The 16,748-nt window shown below is 73.6% G+C and carries 16 protein-coding genes; 3 read left to right on the top strand and 13 right to left on the bottom strand.

Features of this window, described 5'->3' with window-relative positions; genetic code table 11:
- Positions 1-83: 83 nt before the first annotated feature.
- Genes ABEA81_RS23645 through ABEA81_RS23610 form a run of 8 tightly spaced genes read right to left on the bottom strand, consistent with a single transcriptional unit; the run spans position 84 to position 8,752 of the window.
- Positions 84-908 carry an iron-sulfur cluster-binding protein gene (locus tag ABEA81_RS23645; protein ID WP_345607493.1) on the bottom strand — a complete coding sequence of 275 codons (825 nt, stop codon included), beginning with the start codon at positions 906-908 and terminating at the stop codon, positions 84-86.
- On the bottom strand, positions 908-2,182 hold the full coding sequence (locus tag ABEA81_RS23640) for a Zn-dependent hydrolase (protein WP_345607492.1): 1,275 nt from the start codon (positions 2,180-2,182) through the stop codon (positions 908-910). Before ABEA81_RS23640 ends, ABEA81_RS23645 begins: the two co-directional genes overlap by 1 nt.
- Positions 2,179-2,664, bottom strand: a complete 486-nt coding sequence (locus ABEA81_RS23635; RefSeq protein WP_345607491.1) for a hypothetical protein — start codon at positions 2,662-2,664, stop codon at positions 2,179-2,181. Before ABEA81_RS23635 ends, ABEA81_RS23640 begins: the two co-directional genes overlap by 4 nt.
- A 19-nt stretch (positions 2,665-2,683) precedes the next feature.
- Positions 2,684-3,991 (bottom strand): MFS transporter, encoded by a 1,308-nt coding sequence (locus ABEA81_RS23630; RefSeq protein WP_345607490.1) that lies wholly within the window; start codon positions 3,989-3,991, stop codon positions 2,684-2,686.
- A 16-nt stretch (positions 3,992-4,007) separates the two neighbouring features.
- Positions 4,008-4,961: a dihydroorotate dehydrogenase gene (locus ABEA81_RS23625; protein WP_345607489.1), complete on the bottom strand. Its 954-nt coding sequence runs from the start codon at positions 4,959-4,961 to the stop codon at positions 4,008-4,010.
- 58 nt (positions 4,962-5,019) lie between these two features.
- On the bottom strand, positions 5,020-6,336 hold the full coding sequence (locus ABEA81_RS23620; RefSeq protein ID WP_345607488.1) for an MmgE/PrpD family protein: 1,317 nt from the start codon (positions 6,334-6,336) through the stop codon (positions 5,020-5,022).
- Positions 6,333-7,751: a dihydroorotase gene (locus tag ABEA81_RS23615; protein ID WP_345607487.1), complete on the bottom strand. Its 1,419-nt coding sequence runs from the start codon at positions 7,749-7,751 to the stop codon at positions 6,333-6,335. The genes ABEA81_RS23620 and ABEA81_RS23615 overlap by 4 nt, the downstream gene beginning before the upstream one ends.
- Positions 7,748-8,752, bottom strand: a complete 1,005-nt coding sequence (locus tag ABEA81_RS23610; protein WP_345607486.1) for an ornithine cyclodeaminase family protein — start codon at positions 8,750-8,752, stop codon at positions 7,748-7,750. The genes ABEA81_RS23615 and ABEA81_RS23610 overlap by 4 nt, the downstream gene beginning before the upstream one ends.
- Before the next feature lie 182 nt (positions 8,753-8,934).
- Between ABEA81_RS23610 and ABEA81_RS23605 the strand changes: the two genes are divergently transcribed.
- Positions 8,935-9,732, top strand: coding sequence for an IclR family transcriptional regulator (locus tag ABEA81_RS23605; protein WP_345607484.1), 798 nt, complete (start codon positions 8,935-8,937; stop codon positions 9,730-9,732).
- Positions 9,732-10,700: an asparaginase gene (locus ABEA81_RS23600; protein WP_345607483.1), complete on the top strand. Its 969-nt coding sequence runs from the start codon at positions 9,732-9,734 to the stop codon at positions 10,698-10,700. The genes ABEA81_RS23605 and ABEA81_RS23600 overlap by 1 nt, the downstream gene beginning before the upstream one ends.
- Positions 10,701-10,750: 50 nt before the next feature.
- Here ABEA81_RS23600 and ABEA81_RS23595 read toward each other — a convergent pair whose 3' ends face one another.
- The 5 genes from ABEA81_RS23595 to ABEA81_RS23575 form a co-directional block, all read right to left on the bottom strand.
- Entirely contained in the window at positions 10,751-11,491 is a 741-nt protein-coding gene (locus ABEA81_RS23595) for an N-acetylmuramoyl-L-alanine amidase (protein WP_345607482.1), read from the bottom strand.
- A 33-nt stretch (positions 11,492-11,524) separates the two neighbouring features.
- The gene (locus ABEA81_RS23590; protein ID WP_345607481.1) at positions 11,525-13,141 is read right to left on the bottom strand and encodes an ABC transporter substrate-binding protein; all 1,617 of its coding nucleotides are present in this window, start codon (positions 13,139-13,141) and stop codon (positions 11,525-11,527) included.
- Between the two features lie 3 nt (positions 13,142-13,144).
- Positions 13,145-14,539: a Rieske 2Fe-2S domain-containing protein gene (locus ABEA81_RS23585; protein ID WP_345607480.1), complete on the bottom strand. Its 1,395-nt coding sequence runs from the start codon at positions 14,537-14,539 to the stop codon at positions 13,145-13,147.
- A gap of 204 nt (positions 14,540-14,743) precedes the next feature.
- The gene (locus tag ABEA81_RS23580) at positions 14,744-15,001 is read right to left on the bottom strand and encodes a hypothetical protein (protein WP_345607479.1); all 258 of its coding nucleotides are present in this window, start codon (positions 14,999-15,001) and stop codon (positions 14,744-14,746) included.
- Between the two features lie 31 nt (positions 15,002-15,032).
- Entirely contained in the window at positions 15,033-15,566 is a 534-nt protein-coding gene (locus tag ABEA81_RS23575) for a VOC family protein (RefSeq protein WP_345607478.1), read from the bottom strand.
- 127 nt (positions 15,567-15,693) lie between these two features.
- On the opposite strand from ABEA81_RS23575, the gene ABEA81_RS23570 reads away from it, so the two are divergent.
- Positions 15,694-16,716, top strand: coding sequence for a LysR family transcriptional regulator (locus tag ABEA81_RS23570; RefSeq protein ID WP_345607477.1), 1,023 nt, complete (start codon positions 15,694-15,696; stop codon positions 16,714-16,716).
- The last annotated feature ends 32 nt before the right edge of the window (positions 16,717-16,748 follow it).

Genomic DNA, 16,748 nt, shown 5'->3' with positions numbered 1-16,748 from the left:
GGGTCGCCAGGTCGGATTGGAACGTATCAATGCCCGATCTCGGGTACAAGGCGACGCCGGGAAGGCGGCGTTGTTGAAGCGATTCAGGACACGAGCCGGAACACCGGCCCGTCCCGGCAGACCAGCGGGGACTCCTCGGCGTCCGCCGCCCCGCCGGTCGAGCACCCGTGGCAGTACCCGAGGCCGCAGGCCATGTGCGCCTCCAGGGAGACCTGGACCGAGGCGCCCCACCGCTCGCCCAGCTCGCCGCAGAGCCGGGCGAGCCGTTCCGACCCGCAGGTGAGGATCTGCTGCGGGGGACGGCCGTCCAGCTCGCCCTGGAGGCGGGCCCGCAGCGCGGCCACGTCGCTGGTGCCCTCGGCGTCGTTCACCGCCCAGACCGCGGCGGCGCCGTGGGCGCGGAACAGCTCCTCGCCGATCACCGAGTCCGGGTCGCGGCCGCTGGTGACGGCGAGGAGGTCGGCCGGACCGTGCGCGAGGTCCTGGGCCACGCAGGTGAGGGAGCAGGTACCGATGCCCCGGCCGACGACGAGCACCCGGTCGGTCTCCGGGTGCACGGTGAAGCCGCGGCCGAGCGGGCCGACCATGACCATGCGCTCGCCCGGGGCGAACGTGGACAGCGCCCGCGTGCCCTGCCCGACGACGGCGTAGCGGATGTCGACGACCCCGCCGGCCGGGTCCCGGGTGTAGATGGCCATGGGGCGGGGGAGCACCGGGCCCGCCGACTCGTCCTTCGCGGCGGTCAGCATGACGAACTGGCCGGCCCGGGCCGACGCGGCGATGCCGGGGGCGGCGAGCCGGAGGTGGTGGTACCGGTCGGTGAGCCTGCGGTTGACGAGGACCTCGGCGCGGTACCACGCCGGGGCCGGCCGGTCGTCGTCCGTGCGTTCGAGGGACTGGATGCTCATCACAGCTCGCCGTCCAGGCGCAGCAGGCTCTCGGCCAGCACGGTGGTCCCGAGTGCGACGTCGTCGATGTCGGTGTGCTCCGCGGGGTCGTGGCTGATCCCGTCCCGGCTGGGGATGAAGATCATGCCGGTCGGGGTGACCTCGTTGACCTGCTGCGCGTCGTGGCTCGCCCCGCTGGGCAGGACGGTGGGCTCCAGCCCGAGGTCCGCGCAGGCGGCCACGAGCGTGTCCCGCACGGCCGCGGGCAGCGGCACCGGCGGCGTCTCGGCCAGCGGCGTGGTCGTGCACCGCACCCCCCGGCGGGCGCACGCGGCCGTGGCGCTCTCGACGATCTCGGTGGCGGCCCGGTGCTGCCGGTCTCCGTCCAGCCCGCGGACGTCCACCCAGAGGCTGGCGCTCCCGGCGATCGTCGTCATCGACCCGGGCGCCACGTCGATCCGCCCGACGGTCGCCCGCGTCCCCCACGCGGCGGCCCGCAGCGCCACCGACTCGACGAGCAGCACGATCTCGGCGGCCGCCGCGGCGGCGTCGGCGCGCAGGTGCATGGGGGTGCCCCCGCTGTGCGACGCCCGCCCGGCGAGGTCGATCCGCATCCGGGTGCTGCCCGAGATCGCGTCGACGACGCCGACCCGGCGGTCCGTGGACTCCAGCACCGCGCCCTGCTCGATGTGCAGCTCGACGAAGGCCGCCCAGCCCGCGGGGTCCCAGCGGGCGTCGGACACCCGGGTGGGGTCCAGCCCGACGCCGGACATCGCGTCGGCGAGGGAGACGCCGTCGGCGTCCCGCTTGCCGGGCAGGTCGTCCGGTCCGGTCAGACCGGCCACGATCCGGCTGCCGGTGCAGGCCTGGCCGAAGCGGGCGCCCTCCTCCGCGGCGAACACGACGAACCGCAGCGGGTGCCGGTGCCCGACCCGGTGGGTGGTGACGAGCCGGGCGGTCTCCATCGCGGCGACGACGCCGACGATGCCGTCGAACCGGCCGCCGTTCGGCACGCTGTCCAGGTGGGAGCCGGTGCCGACCGCGGGGGCGGCGGGGTCGGTCCCGGGCAGCTCGGCGAGCGTGTTGCCGGCCGCGTCGGTCCACACCGCCGCGCCCAGCCCGGTCATGTGCGCCGCGAACACGGCGTGCGCCTCCCGCTCGAGCCGGGAGTAGGCGAGCCGGGTCACACCCGGTCCGGAGTCCGGCTCGGAGAGCCCGGCGAACCGGTCGAGCAGCGTCCGGAGGCGGTTCGGGTCGGCCCCGAGCGCCTCGTGGGCGATCGGGACCGCGGTCACGAGGGCACCCCCGTCACCTCGTCCGAGCTCGCCAGCGCCGCGGTGGGCACGTCCGTCACCGCGGCGAGCGCCGGGGACGTGAGCGCCGCGGCCACCGCGACGGTCTGCCCACCGCGGTTCGCGACGAGCGTGCGCAGGCCGGCCAGCCGCCGCTCGCCCCACTGGGTGGCGAGCAGGGCCACCGGGGCACCGGCCGGGACGTCCGGGCTGACCCGGAGCAGCCCCTCGACCTCGAACGCCCGCAGCACGCCGATGTCGAGGTTCCGGGCGACGACGTGGGCGAGGACCGCCTCGTCGCTGGTGTCCCAGACGACGAGTGCGGCCGGCGCGGCGACCGCGCGGATCTCGCCGGCCAGGCCCTCGCCGACGACGTCGACGTCCCGCGGCGACTGCGCGGTGTTGAGCGTGGGACCGTAGGCGTCCGGTGCGACGCCGACGGCGCGCAGTGCGGCGATCACGGCGGAATGGGCTGTTGGTGCCACGGTTGTCCTCCTCCGGCGCTCAGCGCGGGGTGGTGTCGAGCTCTTCGGCCGCCCGTTCCGGGATCAGGAACATGGCCGCCATGTCGACGATGTAGATCAGGGCGAGGAAGCTCAGCGCGCCGGGGAAGCCGAACGAACCGGCGAGCAGCGCGACGACGAGCGGGGCGAGCCCGCCGACGCCGCGACCGATGCCGAACAGCACGTTCTGGGCCGTCGCACGGGCCGACGTCGGATAGCTCTCGGCGATGACGGCGCCGTAGCCCCCGAGCATGCCGTTCGCGAAGATCCCCATCACGGCGCCGCCCGCGAGCACGGCCAGCGGGGCGGTGAGCTGGGCGTAGCCGAACAGGGCGAGGCAGGCGCCCGCCTGGAAGATCCAGAAGGCGCGCCGGCGACCGATCCGGTCGGCGAGCTGCCCGAACACCAGGATGCCGAAGATCATCCCGCCGATGGTGACCGCGGTCCACGCCGCCGAGGCGGTGAGGCTGAGCCCGATCTGCTTCGACAGGTAGGTCGGCAGCCAGGTCATGATGCCGTAGTAGCCGAAGTTCTGGATCGAGCAGATGATGACGATGCCGAGGCTGGTCCGGGCGGTCCTGCGGTCGGCGACGAGCAGCCGGAAGGGGTTCGGCGGCTTCGTCACCGCGGCCGCCGCCTTCTGCCGGACGAACGCCTCGGGTTCGTGCAGGCGCGACCGGAAGACGGCCGCGACGACGGCCGGGAAGATCCCGATGACGAACAGGCCGCGCCACCCCCACAGCGTGATCACCGGGGCCGAGATGATCGCCGCGAGCAGCACGCCGAGCTGGAAGCCGACGCCGACCACCGACGTCGCCCTCGCCCGCTTGAGCGCCGGGAACGCCTCGGCCGCGAGGGCCATGCCGATGCCGAACTCCCCGCCGATGCCGGTGCCCGCGACGAACCGGAAGATCGCCATCTCGACGAAGCCCTGCGACAGGGCGGTCAACGCCGTGAACACGGCGAACAGGACGATCGAGTAGGTCAGCATCTTGACCCGGCCGTACTTGTCGGCCAGCGTCCCGAACACCATCGCACCGGCGACGGTGCCCACGAGCGTGATCGTCGCGAGCCAGCCGGCCTCCGTGGTGGAGAGGCCGAGGCTCAGGGTGATCGCGGGCAGCGCGAAGCCGAGGATCTGCAGGTCGAACCCGTCCATCGCGTAGCCGAGCGTGGCCGCGAAGACCGCCTTGCGGCCGTACGGCGTGACGCGCTCGTCGTCCGCCCCGGCGGGGTCCGGGGTGGCCGCGGCTGCGGTGTCGGCCGCACGGCTGTCCGTGCGGTTCTCGGTGCGGTCGTCGAGGCCCATGAGGCGGCTCCTGCCGTCAGAAGGAGAGGGTTCCCACAAGGTCGGTGAGACGCGTGACGCCGAGCTCGGCCGCCAGCGCGGGGAGCTCGCGGACGATCTCGGTCATCACGAACGGTCGGGCGAAGGTCGCCGTCCCGATCTGCACGGCGCTCGCACCCGCGACGAGGAACTCCGCCACGTCGCGCGCGGTGCCGATGCCGCCGCAGCCGACGACCGGGATGGTCACGGCCTGAGCGGCCTGCCAGACCAGCCGCAGTGCGAGGGGCTTGATCGCCGGGCCGGACAGGCCCCCGGTGCCGTTGCCGAGCGTGGCGCGCCGGGTCCCGGGGTCGACGGCGAGGCTGGGAAAACTGTTGCACACGGTGATCGCGGCCGCGCCGGCGTCCTCGGCGGCCCGCGCGGCGGAGTCGATCGAGGCCAGGTCCGGGCTGAGCTTCACGAGCACTGGCACCTCGGTGCGGGCGACGACGCCCGCGACCACGCGCCGGACGGCGCCGACGTCGGCACTGAGGGTGGCGCCGCCGCGTTCCAGGTTCGGGCAGGACACGTTGACCTCGAGCGCCGCGACCTCCGTGCCGGCCAGCTCCTCGGCGACGTGGAGGTACTCGTGCTCGGAGAGGCCGCCGATGCTCACCACCACCGGCACGCCGAGGCGCTGGTAGGCAGGCAGCCCGGATCGGGCGAACTCCCGAGCGCCCCGGCTGGGGATGCCCACGCTGTTGAGCATCCCGTGGGCGCTCTCGCCCAGCCGGTGGGCGCGGTTGCCCGACCGCGCCTGCGCGAAGACCGTCTTCGTGACGACGGCACCGAGCCGGTGCACCGGCACCAGCTCGGCGAGCTCCGGTCCGAAGCACCCCGAGGCCGGCATCACCGGGTTCGCGAGCAGGAGGTCTCCCAGCCGCACGGACAGATCGACCGGCCGTGCGGGCGCGGTGACGCCCCCGACGGCTCCGTCGACGAGACCGGACATAGTGGAAACCTCTTTCCAGTGAGGAAGTGGGAGAGCCTGCACCCTGCTCGGGACCCTGTCAAGCGTCCCGGAGCGGCTCGAGGACGCGGGCCACGTCGGGCTCCCGGTCGAGCCCGATGAGCCGGTCCCACAGCTGCGGGCCGGGCGCGTCGGCGAGGGCGAGGAACTTCGCGCGCAGTTCGTCGGCGGTCAGCGGGTCGTGGTGGTGGCCGCGCGGGTCGGACACCGACGCCTCCAGGCGTTCCCCGGCGTGCACCACGACGCGCGTGGGTGAGTGGCGCGGCCACTGCCGCTCGAGCTCGGGGTCCACCGTGACCCTGACCCGCCGGGCCAGCTCCGCGACGGGAGGCCGGTAGTCGAAGGTGCTCACCTCCGAGGCCCGCGTGAGCAGCGTCGCCGCCACGGCGTAGGGCAGCGAGAAGCGGGCGGACAGGTCGTTCGGTGCGGCCTGCCGGTCCAGCTTCAGGTTGTTCGTCACCGTGCGCACCTCCACCGCGGAGATCTCGTCCACGGGTACCGCCGGCAGGGACAGCACGGCGTCGATCGCGCCATGGGTGAGCGCGCAGGCGCTGTGCCGCTTGAAGTAGTTGCGCAGGATCGCCGGGCTTGCCGGGTCGAGCTCGGCCGTGAGCGCGTCCGCTGCCACGGCCTTCCCGGTGACCTGCCCGAACAGGGCTCCGACCGACTCCGGCGAGCCCCGGAAGCCCGCCCGGTGCAGCCGGACGGCGCGCAGCGCGTTCTGCGCGGCGAGGCCCATCGCGGTGTTGCGGGCGGTGGCCCCCTCGTAGCAGGCGTTCCAGACCGGGACGTTCGGGGTGGTGGCGGCGATGGCCGCGACCGCCTGGGGGTCCTCTTCGAGCAGGAGGGCCACCGCGACCGCGGCGCCCACCCCGGCGAGGTGGCCGTGGGGGTGGGTCGGTGGCGTGAGCCGGAACGCGGTGAGGAGTCGCGCGGCGACCTCGTACCCCGCGACGACCGCCGTGAGCAGCTCGGCGCCCGAGCGGTGCGCGACCTCGGCCGCCGCCAGCGCCGCCGGCACGATGTGCATGCCGGGGTGGCCGGTCGGGCGCATGCCCTCGTCGAGCTCGAGGAACGACCCGGCGGTGGCGTTGAGGAAGGCCGCCTCCTCGGCCGTCGTGGGAGGTGCGCCGGGCGCGAGCACGGTCGCGCCCGGCGCCGCCACGCCGGGGAGCTGGGCCTCACGCAGGCGGGTCATCTCGGGGGTCCGCCCGCCGCCGAGGCTCACCCCGACGGTGTCGGCGACGACGTGCAGCGCGTGCCGGCGCACCGGTTCGGCGAGCGGGCCGGGGAAGAGCGTGACCGCCTGCCCGATCGCCGCCGACACGCCCCGGGCGAGTGCGCCGGTGCCGGTCACCCGGCCACCGCCTCCGCGGTCGTCGCGCTGTGGTCGGCGGCGAGGAAGCGGCCGCGGCGTGGCGCCACGATCTCGCGGTCGCGCACCACGACCTCGCCGCGCAGCACCGTGGCGACCGGCGCGCCCTGCAGCTCGAACCCGTGCCACGGGCTCACCGGCTGCTTCGCGATCAGCTCCTCGTTGCGCACCGTCCGCCGGGCCTCGGGGTCGACGACGACCAGGTCGGCGTCGCTGCCCGGGCGGATGACACCCTTGCGCGGGTAGAGGCCGTAGAGCTTGGCGGTCTCGGTGGCGGTGACCTCGGCGAACCGGGTGGCGGTGGTCTTGCCGCGCAGCAGCGCGTCGATCAGCACCGGGCCGAACGTCTCGCACCCGACCGCCCCGGCCGGCTGGGTCTCGAACCCGCGGCTCTTCTCCTCGACCGTGTGCGGCGCGTGGTCGGAACCCAGGGAGACCAGCGTGCCCTCGTTGACCCCGGTCCAGAGGGCGTCCTGGTCGCGCTGCTCGCGCACCGGCGGGTAGACCTTCATCACCGGGCCGACGCGCGGGTAGTCGGCGTCGGTCAGCGTGAGGTACTGCGGGCAGGTCTCCGCGGTGAGCCGCACGCCCCGCGCCTGCGCGGACCGCACCGCCTCCAGCCCGGCCTCCGACGCCAGGTGCACGACGTGGAAGCGGCACCCGGTGGCCTTGGCGAACTCCGTCGCGATGGCGATCGTCGTTGCCTCGGCGGCCGCGGGCCGGGCGGCCAGCAGGTCCTCGTAGGTCTCGATCGGGTGCCCGAGCAGCTCCTGGCTGGTGGCGAGCACGTCCTTGTCCTCGCAGTGCGCCGCCAGGAGTCCGCCGTGCCGGGCCACCTCCTCGAACAGCCGCATGACCTGGCCGTTGGGCGGCGGCATCAGCAGGTTCTCCGGCGGCTCGTCGCCGAGGTTGTAGACCAGGGACCGGGTCTCGCGGTGCAGCGCGTACCCCCAGAAGAGCTTGACGGCCACCGCGCCCGCCGCGAACAGCGGGCCGATCTGGTCGAGGTTCGGCTCGCCGAGCGCGAGGCCCCACAGCCCGAAGTCGGTCCACGCGGACGCCTCGTGCTGGGCGCGCCGCGCCTCGAACACCTCGACCGAGTCCACCGGGGGGATCGCGTTGGGCATCTCCAGCACGGTGGTCACGCCGCCGACGAGCGCCCCGCGCGTCGAGTGGTCGAAGTCCTCCTTGTGCGTGAGGCCCGGGTCGCGCGAGTGGACGTGCGGGTCGATGAAGCCGGGGAGGACGAGCTTGCCCGCGGCGTCGTAGCGCTCGTCGCTGTCGACCCGGGCGCCGGTGTCCAGGATGCCGGCGATGACGCCGTTCTCGCACAGGAGGTCGGCGTTCAGCAGCCCGCTGGGCGTCACGAGCCGGCCGTTGGTCAGGTGCAGTCTCACTCGTTCGCTCCTCGAACGTCGGTGGGTAGGGGCGCCCAGCTCTCGGGGTGGACGGTGGTGCCGAGGTCCGCCGCGGCCGCCGCGTCGATCACCCGCACGGCGCAGACCAGGTCCTGCAGGGCGAGCCCGTGCGACTCGTAGACCGTGATGTCGTCCGGGTGGGTGCGGCCGGGGACGCGACCGGCCTGCACCGAGGCGAACGCGGTCGCCTCCGCCGGGTCGAGGCCGTTGGCCAGCAGGTCGCCGCACTCGGTGCGGGCGACCTCGACCGAGTCGACCACGACGTGCGCGGCCCGGCGGAACACGGTGGCGTCCAGCTCGCGGCGCCCGGCGGCGTTGCTGCCGACGGCGTTGACGTGGGTGCCGGGGCGCAGCAGTGCCCCGTCGAAGAGCGGCTCGCTCGCACCCGTCGCCGTGACCACGACGTCGGCCTGCGGCACCGCCCGCTCGGGGCTCGTCCCGGACTCCACCCGCAGCCGCGGGTGCGCGTCGCGCAGGGCGCGGGCGGTGGCCTCGGCCCGCTCGGCGGTCCGGCCCACGACCAGCACCGTGTCGAGCTTCGGCAGCACCTCGGCCAGCGCGGTGACCTGGGCCGGTGCCTGGAAGCCGGTGCCGAACACGCAGACGGTGGAGCTGTCCGGGCGCGCCATCGCCCTGGTCGCGACGGCGGACGCCGCGGCCGTGCGGCTCCGGCCGAGCAGGTCGCCCTGCAGCAGCGCGCGCAGCTCGCCGGTGCGGTGGCCGTAGACCAGGATCGTGATCACGCTCGCGCGGTTCGTGCCGGAGCGCACAACCGGGTAGGACTTCACGGCGACCGCGTCGAGCGTCGGCGCGATCGCCGACATCACGTTGAGCGTGACGCCGCCCGCGGAGCTGCGCTCGCGGGGCCGGTCCTGCGCGGCGCCGGCCGCGAGCAGGTCGAACGCCGTCTCCACGGCCGCCACCGCGGCGGCCGGAGGCAGCACCCTGCCGACGACGGCGTCGTCGATGATCCGCGGCAAACGCGCTCTCCCCACTATGCTGGCCAAGAAGTGAAAACTTCTTTCCACTCCGATGGAAGGGTCCGAGCATGGGAGTCCTCGACGCCGTTGTCAAGGAGCGCGGCGCCGGGCCTGCGCGGGGAAACCGCGTGTTTACAGTGGGCGGGGTACACCGACGGCGGCCGAAGGGGAGGAGCTGGTCGATGGGCGTGGCCAAGCCGGTCGAAGTGGTCGTCCGCGCCGTCGAAGTGCTCAACGCGGTCGCCTCGGCGCGGGGCGGCCGGACGCTCCAGGAGCTGCACGACGAGCTCGAGATCCCGCTCGGGAGCCTGCACCGGATCCTGACCACGCTCAGCCAGAGCGACTACCTGCGCCGGTCACCGGTGACCAAGCGGTACTTCGTCGGACGGGCGGCGCGCGCGCTCGGCGGGGGCACCGGCTCCCCGAGCGCCCGGCTCATCCAGCCCCCGCCCGCCCTGGTGGAGGCGGCAACCGAGACGGGGGAGACCGCGTTCCTCACCGAGCTCGTCGGCGACGTCCCGGTGTGCGTCTCCATCGTCGAGGCCGAGCACGCGTTGCGGCTGTTCGTCCGCATCGGCCAGGAGATGCCGCTGCACGCCGCGGCGTCCAGCCGGGCGATCCTCGCCCACGTCGACGAGGAGGTCGCCCGGACCCTGCTGACCGGCTCCGCGCCGCTCACCGGCTACACGGAGGGCACGCCCCGGGACGTCGAGGACGTCATGCAGGTGCTCAGGGAGGTCCGCACGCAGGGCTACGCCGTGTGCGACAACGAGCTGGACCCGAACGCGTGGGCCGTGGCCGCGCCGATCCGCGACGGCGAGGACCGGGTGACGTCCAGCGTCACGATCACCGCTCCCGGGCCGCGGGTCGCCGACCCCGCCGTGCGGGCGCGGGCCACCCGCGCCGTGCTGCGCGCCGCGGAGGCCCTGTCCGCCGAGCTGGGCTCGGCGCGGCGGGAGCTGTCCGAGAGCCCCGTCTGATGCCGGGCCCGAGGTCGGTGGGCCTGCTCGGCACCGGGGGCACGATCGCGGCGATCGCGTCCGAGTCGGGGGCCAGGGGGCACCGCGGGGCCGGCGACCTGGCACCCGCGGACGGTGCGGCACCGGCCGGGATCGAGGTCCACCCGCGCGACGTGCTGCGCCGCTCCTCGCGGGCGATGACCCTCGACGACCTGTGGGCGCTCGCCGAGGCCGTCCGCGCCGAGATCGCGGCCGGCCGCGACGGGGTCGTCGTCACGCACGGCACCGACACCCTCGAGGAGACGGTCTACGCGCTGGGCCTGCTGGTCGAGACCACGGCGCCGGTGGTCGTCACCGGCGCGATGCGTGCCGCGCACCTCGCCGGACCGGACGGCCCCGCGAACGTGCGCGCCGCCCTCGTCGCCGCGGCGGAACCCGCGCTGGCCGCCTACGGCCCGGTCGTCGTGTTCTCCGACGAGGTGCACGTGGCCCGCCTGGTGACCAAGGTCCACGGCACCCGCATCGCCGCGTTCGCGTCCCCGGCGGCCGGGCCGGTGGGCTCGGTCGTCGAGGACCGGCTCGAGCTCCTGCTCGGCCCGCCGCCCACCCCGGACCGCCTCCCGCGCACCGCCGCCCCCAGCCGTCGCGTCGCCATCGTGCCGACCGCCACCGAGGTCGACGGGTCGTGGGTCGAGGCGGCCGCGGGGGAGGCCGACGGCCTGGTCGTGGCCGCGCTCGGCGGCGGGCACGTCTCGCCCGCCCTCGGCGAGGCGCTGATCCGGGTGGCCGAGTCCGGCCGCCCGGTCGTCGTCACCAGCCGCTGTCCGGACGGCGCGCTGCTCGCGCGCACGTACGGCGGCGCGGGCTCGGAGATCGAGCTCCGGAAGGCGGGCCTGCTGTTCGCCGGGGGTCTGACGGCGCCGAAGGCGCGGCTGCGGCTGGTGTTCGGCATGTCGGCCGGCATCCCGGCGGATCAGCTCTTTCCCTAGGAGGGTCCTGAACAACTCCGGCCGTAGCGCCGTAGGCCCGACTCGGGACACTAGGGCGCGGGCGGCAGGCGCGCCTCGATCGCGTCGAGACGGGTCATGATCTGCTCCAGTGCGAAGCCGACGTCGACCCGGCGGGCGACCTCGATGCCCTCCCGTCCCGATGGCGGGACCGGGGCGGCGGCGGGGTCCTTCCCGAGGTGCGACATGATCTGGTCCCGCGCGAAGCCGAGGTCCCCGCGCGAGGCCAGGGCGTTCAGCTTCGCGCGGTCATCGGGCGTGAACATGTCGTCCTCCAGGTGGTCGGCGACGGCCGCGCGGAACGCGGCCATGTCGAAGTTGGGGTCGATCTTCCGGCCGGTCGGGGCGGCCACCTCCTTGTGGCCGAGCACGCGCGCCACCGGGAGGCGGTAGTGCTCGGCGAGGGAGGCGCAGAGGCGGGCGTACGCGTCGTACTGGACGGCGGGCCAGGCGGCGGTGCCCGTGGCCTCCGCTTCGATCCCGACGGCCCAGGCGTTGCCCGTGCTCGGCTCGTGGACCACGCCGGCGTGCCAGCACAGGCCGGCCGCGACGACGTAGACCGTTCCGCTGCGGCCGAGCACCAGGTGGGCCAGCCCACCGTCGCGGACGTGGTTCAGCGACGGTGCCTCACCGGTGGGCGGCCCGGCGGTGTGGTGGCAGACGATCGTCCGCACGCCCGACATCTGGCCGTGGCCCCTGTTCCGCCAGCCATCGACCTCCACGACGCGCAGCCCGGAGCCGCGGCAGGCGTCCACCAGATCGAGCAGGATCATCGCGGGACAGCCTCGCACGTCCTGGCCGGCCGGTCAGCCATCGCGCCACAGCGTCGCGTAGAACATCTCCCGGCTGGGGTAGCGGTCGACGCCCTTCACGTGGGCGCGGGTGATCGTCGCGAGGTACGCCCGGCTGAGCCAGCAGACCGCGAGGTCCTGGTTCACGATCAGCTCCACCTGCCGGTACGCCTCGGTCCGCCGGGCCTCGTCACTGGTGCTCGCCGCCTCGTCGAGCAGCGCGTCGACCTGCGGGTTGGAGTACTTGCCGTAGTTCGCGCTCCCTCCGGTGCCGAGCAGCCGCTGCACCGGCGGGAACGGCGTGTCGAACGAGCTCACCGTCGTGGTGAGGTCGAAGTCGCCGCTCTGCACGACCTCCGCGGAGTAGCGGGCGAGGTCGAACAGCTCCACCTTCACGTCGATCCCGACCGCGGCGAGCTGGGCCTGCACGAGCTCGCCGAACTGCCCGCGCGCGGTGGTGGTCTTCAACGAGATCGCGGTGCTGCCACCGCCCGCCCGGTACTCGTCGACGAGCTGCCGCGCCTTCTCCTGGTCGAACGCCGGCCACACCTGGCTCGCCTGCTGGGAGTGGAAGGGGCTGCTCTCCCCGAACAGGCTCTGCGCCGTGACGAGCTGGTTGTTGTAGAGGCTGGCGGACAGCGCCCGCAGGTCGAGCGCGCGGACCACCGCCTCGCGCATCCGGCGGTCGTCGAAGGGGGCGCGGCCGAAGTTGAAGTAGAGCAGCTCCCCGCTGTCGCCCGGCCCGTAGTACACCCGCAGGTTCGGGTCCTGCAGCGCCCGGACCAGCTCCTGGTTGTAGGCGGCCAGTATCACGTCGACGTCGCCGTTCTGGACCGACGCGTAGCGGCTCTCGGTGTCCGAGAGCGGCCGGAACTCCAGCCGGTCCAGGTAGGGCTTGCCCTGTTGCCAGTAGGTCGGGTTGCGCTCCAGCACGATCTGCGAGTCCCGCACCCACTCGACGAACCGGAACGGGCCCGCCCCGACCGGGTGCTCCCCGATCGCGTCCCCGTACCGCTCCAGCGCCTCCGGCGAGATGATCATGCCGAGGCTGCCGGCGAAGATCGGCTGCGCGAAGACGGCGGGGAACGCACCCAGCGGGGACTTCAGCGTGAACTCGACGGTGAGCGGGTCCACCGCCCGCATCGACGCGATGCTCTGCGCCGCGGTGCGGGCGGGCGTGGACGGGGCGTCGATGTGGCGCTGCACGTTGACGATGACGGCATCGGCGTCGAGGTCCGTCCCGTCGGAGAACGTCACCCCCGGCCGGAGCTTCATGCGCCACGTCAGACCGCCGTCCGCGGAGTCCATGGACTTTGCGAGGTACGGCTCCGCCTTCCCCTCCGGCGTGAGCCGCATCAGTGTGTCGTACACGGCGAACGCCGCCGGGTTGGCGTTCTGGACCGTGGGGTCGAAGCTCGCGGGCTCGCGGTCCATCCCGATCCGCAGGACACCGCCCGGCTTCGGGGTGCCCTCGGCCGCGAGGTCCCCGCCGTAGGCGTCGACGGCCTGGATCTGCACCCCGCCGGTCCGGACGTCCGCCGCACCGCAGGCGGCGAGCGCGAGCACGCCGAGCACCGCGGCCATGGCCGCGAGGACCGACCGGACCCGGGGTGTCGCGCCGGGAGCTGGCACGGCCTACTCGCCCGCTGCCGGTTGCGGCGCCAGCTCCCCCCGCTGGAACGCCGCAGCCTCCTGGACCACCGGGTCGTCGTCGGTGCCCAGGTAGCGCCAGTCCTCGCCATCCTCGAGGATCTTGTCCGCCCCGCGCAGCCGCGTGAAGTCGTGGTCCGGGCCGGCGAGCGCCGGCGGGGGCGTGCCGTCGGCCGACAGGCTCTTGGCCGACCGGATGAGCAGCGAGCGCATCTTGATGATCGCCTTGTCGATGGTGCCCAGCCGTTCCTGCGAGCGGTCGTAGATCGGGCCCATCGACTCGGTGACCATCAGGTCCTGGCTGACGAAGTCGCGGATCCCGCTGAACGTCTCGGTGCGCTGCGCCTCGCGGTCGATCTTGTAGAGGTTCTCCGCGACGTAGTCGCGGGGGGTGATCCCGCCTGCCTGCCGGGTGAACGGTGTCTCGAACGGGCTGAAGTCGTGCAGCGGCGCGCCGCCGTATCCGCGCGGGTTCGCGTCGACCTGCGCGTTGAACGTGTAGCGCCAGCAGTTGTGGTCGTCGATGGGGACGACCATCAGGTGGCGGGTGTTGAACGGGACCGCGGCGATGATGGTGCTGTACGGGAAGATGTACTCCGTGATCCGGACGTTCGTGTGCTCGTTCGGCGTGGTGCGCAGGCCCGCGTAGCGGAATCCGTACCACGTGTCCTGCACTTCCAGGCGTGGTGCGCGGTCGTGGATCCAGAACTTCCACGTCGTCGCGTTGGTGGGATATCCCGGCTTGTCCGAGCCGTCGTCCGGAATGTCGGCGGCGGCGTCGAACATGTGCAGCCAGGAGATGTGGGCGGTGTCGACGTTGCCCTCCATCGTCTGCATCCAGTTGCACGACGATCCCAGCTTCGTGGCGAGCTGGTGCTCCGCGGGGAGGCTCTCGGTGCCGAAGTCGCGGAAGGGCGTCATCGTGTCCCGGGGGCCCATGTAGGTCCAGACGATCCCGCCGGACTCGTGCACCGGGTACGCCTTGGCGCGGACGCGTTCCTTGAACGTGCTGGTGGGCGGCTCGCTGGGCATGTCGATGCACGCGCCGTCGGCGTCGAACTGCCAGCCGTGGTACGGGCAGCGCAGGCCACAGACCCCGGGCCCGGGTGTTGCGGGCGACGTGACGGTGCCCTCGTTGCGGCCGTAGAACAGCGACGCGCCGCGGTGCGGGCAGTTCTCCTGGATCAGCCCCACGCGACCGTTGAGGTCGCGAAAGGCCACGAGGTCCTCGCACAGCAGCCGCACCCGCACCGGATCGCCGCCCGGTTCCGGTATTTCGCTGGAGAGCAGGGCGGGCGTCCAGTAACGCCGCAGGAGATCCCCCATCGGGGTGCCGGGACCGACTCGCGTGAGAATCTCGTTGTCCTGCTGGGACAGCATCGTCCACCCTCCACGCCCCGCGCCGGAACCGCCGCCGTATCGTGGCGGCCACCGGCGCCGGATCGAATCGAGATGATCATTCCGGGCGCCACGCGAAGATCTGCAGAAATGTGCGGGCCTGGCCTCGACGTTATCGTCGACCCGGGCCCGGGACGAAACTCCGATTGTTTCTACCCGGCCATCAGCACCGCTGATGGTGCCCGGTCAGCAGGCCACGAAGTGGTCGGTCCGCCCGCCGGTCGCGTCCCAGACGAGGCGGAACCGCGCCCGCCCGCCGTCCCCGGCCGGGAACTCGATCTCGTGGGAGCCGCCCTGCCGGAGGTCGTCGAGCGCGCGGGCCCGCCCGTCGGCGGAGTCGCCGTGGGCGCTGACCCAGTCCCCGACGATCTGCCGGTAGAAGCCGGCCGCGTCACGCCAGTCGGGGAACCGGTGTTCCTCGTCGATCCCGGTCACCAGCCACATGTCTCCTCCATCGACGGCCGGTCGTCGCACTTCATGTCAGGGCGGGGGGAGCCGCGCTCGTGGACACGCCGACCCCACCCCGCGTGGTCGCCCCGTACCGGGCCTTCTCCTTCGAGATGTCCAGTGGCCTGCCGCGCTGCGTCCGCTGCTCGAACGCGGCGTCGTCCAGCAGGTCCGCGGGAACGAGCCACGCGACCTCGAACTCCAGCCCGTCGGGGTCCTTCGCGTAGACGCTCTTGGAGGTGCCGTGGTCGGTGGCGCCGACGTACGCGCCCGCGGCCGCCAGCGTGCCCGCGATCTCCTCGAGCTCGGCGAGGGTGCCCACCTCCCAGCCCAAGTGGTAGAGGCCGACCGCTCCGCGCCCGGCGGGGGAGCCTGCGGCGTCGTCGCCGATGGCGAACAGGCCGATGTCGTGGTCGTTGGTGGAGTCCGGGGCCTGCAGGAACGCGGCCCGTCCCGGCCGCTCCATCTGCACGGTGAACCCCAGCAGGTCGCGGTAGAACGCGACGCTGCGGTCGACGTCGCGCACGTACAGCACGGCGTGGTTCAAGCGGTGGATCCCCATCCGCACGGAGGGTAAGCGATCTCGGCGACCGCGGGAAACAACGATTGTTTCTGATCGCGCATCGGCGTCGCTGATGGCCGTGCGTGAAGGGGTGGCGGCCGATCCGTCGCTGCGTTTCCATGAGCGGGTGAAGTCCGCAACGTCGCGTCTCACGCGGCTCGATCTCAACCTCCTCGTCGTCCTGCGGGAGCTCCTCAGGGAGCGCAACGTGACGCGGGCGGCGAAGCGGGTAGGGGTGTCCCAGCCCGCCGCGAGCGCCGCCCTGTCGCGCCTCCGCCGCTACTTCGACGACGACCTGCTCGTGCGCCGGGGTGGGAAGTACGAGCTGTCCGCGCTCGCCTTCCAGCTCGTGGACCAGGTCGAGGCGGTGTGCGAGGGCGTCGAGCGGCTCATCGCCACCGGCTCGGGGTTCGACCCGGCGACGACCCGCCGCGAGTTCGAGATCGTGATGTCCGACTTCGCGATCACGGTGATGGGGGAGCGGCTCGCCGGCCTCATGAACGTGCACGCGCCGGGCGCGCGCCTCAACGTCGTGCTGGTGCGGGAAGCCCTCTCCGCGCACATCGGGCACACGATCCAGGTTGCCGACTGCGTCGTCTCCCAGGCGACCAGCCGGTTCCTGATCCCCGAGATGTGCTCGAGCCCGCTCTTCGAGGACCGGTGGGTGTGCGTCGTCGCGGAGGGCAACACGCGGTTCGGCGAGGACGTCGCCGACATGGACGCGCTGATGGACGCCACCTGGGTGGTGCCGTACCACGACGACGCGAAGTTCCCCTCCATGGTGCCGGTGAGCAGGCAGTTCGCGCGGCTCGGGGTGCGGCCGCGGGTGGCCGTGCGCGTGGACAGCTTCCACGCGGTGCCCTACCTCGTGGCCTCCACCGACCGCGTGGCGCTCATGCAGGGGCGGCTCGCCGCGGCGTGCTCGCGCTACCTGCCGTTGCGGGTCCTCGACTGCCCCCGACCCCTCGAACCGCTCGAGATCCAGCTCTGGTGGCACGTCCGGCACGACGTCGATCCCGGGCACCGCTGGTTCCGCCGCATCGTCGAGCGCGCGGCCCGCGAGGGTGCGGGCGAGCCGGTGGGCACGGATCCGGCCGGCACGGATCCGGTCGGCGGGGAGGTGGACTGGCTGCGCGACGACCCGGCCTAGTCACGGCCGGTCGCGTACCCGGCCGAGGAGCG

The sequence above is a fragment of the Pseudonocardia adelaidensis genome (assembly GCF_039543345.1).
Classification (GTDB): domain Bacteria; phylum Actinomycetota; class Actinomycetes; order Mycobacteriales; family Pseudonocardiaceae; genus Pseudonocardia; species Pseudonocardia adelaidensis.
Note: the sequence above shows the minus strand (reverse complement) of the source record. Positions and strands in the feature narration are given on the sequence as shown.

What these genes read in the sequence shown, in the direction of transcription:
- ABEA81_RS23645 (WP_345607493.1), bottom strand. Translation starts at nt 908, where the DNA reads ATGAGCATCCAGTCCCTCGAACGCACGGACGACGACCGGCCGGCCCCG.
- ABEA81_RS23630 (WP_345607490.1), bottom strand. Translation starts at nt 3,991, where the DNA reads ATGGGCCTCGACGACCGCACCGAGAACCGCACGGACAGCCGTGCGGCC.
- ABEA81_RS23625 (WP_345607489.1), bottom strand. Translation starts at nt 4,961, where the DNA reads ATGTCCGGTCTCGTCGACGGAGCCGTCGGGGGCGTCACCGCGCCCGCA.
- ABEA81_RS23605 (WP_345607484.1), top strand. Translation starts at nt 8,935, where the DNA reads ATGGGCGTGGCCAAGCCGGTCGAAGTGGTCGTCCGCGCCGTCGAAGTG.
- ABEA81_RS23600 (WP_345607483.1), top strand. Translation starts at nt 9,732, where the DNA reads ATGCCGGGCCCGAGGTCGGTGGGCCTGCTCGGCACCGGGGGCACGATC.
- ABEA81_RS23595 (WP_345607482.1), bottom strand. Translation starts at nt 11,491, where the DNA reads ATGATCCTGCTCGATCTGGTGGACGCCTGCCGCGGCTCCGGGCTGCGC.
- ABEA81_RS23585 (WP_345607480.1), bottom strand. Translation starts at nt 14,539, where the DNA reads ATGCTGTCCCAGCAGGACAACGAGATTCTCACGCGAGTCGGTCCCGGC.
- ABEA81_RS23580 (WP_345607479.1), bottom strand. Translation starts at nt 15,001, where the DNA reads ATGTGGCTGGTGACCGGGATCGACGAGGAACACCGGTTCCCCGACTGG.
- ABEA81_RS23575 (WP_345607478.1), bottom strand. Translation starts at nt 15,566, where the DNA reads ATGGGGATCCACCGCTTGAACCACGCCGTGCTGTACGTGCGCGACGTC.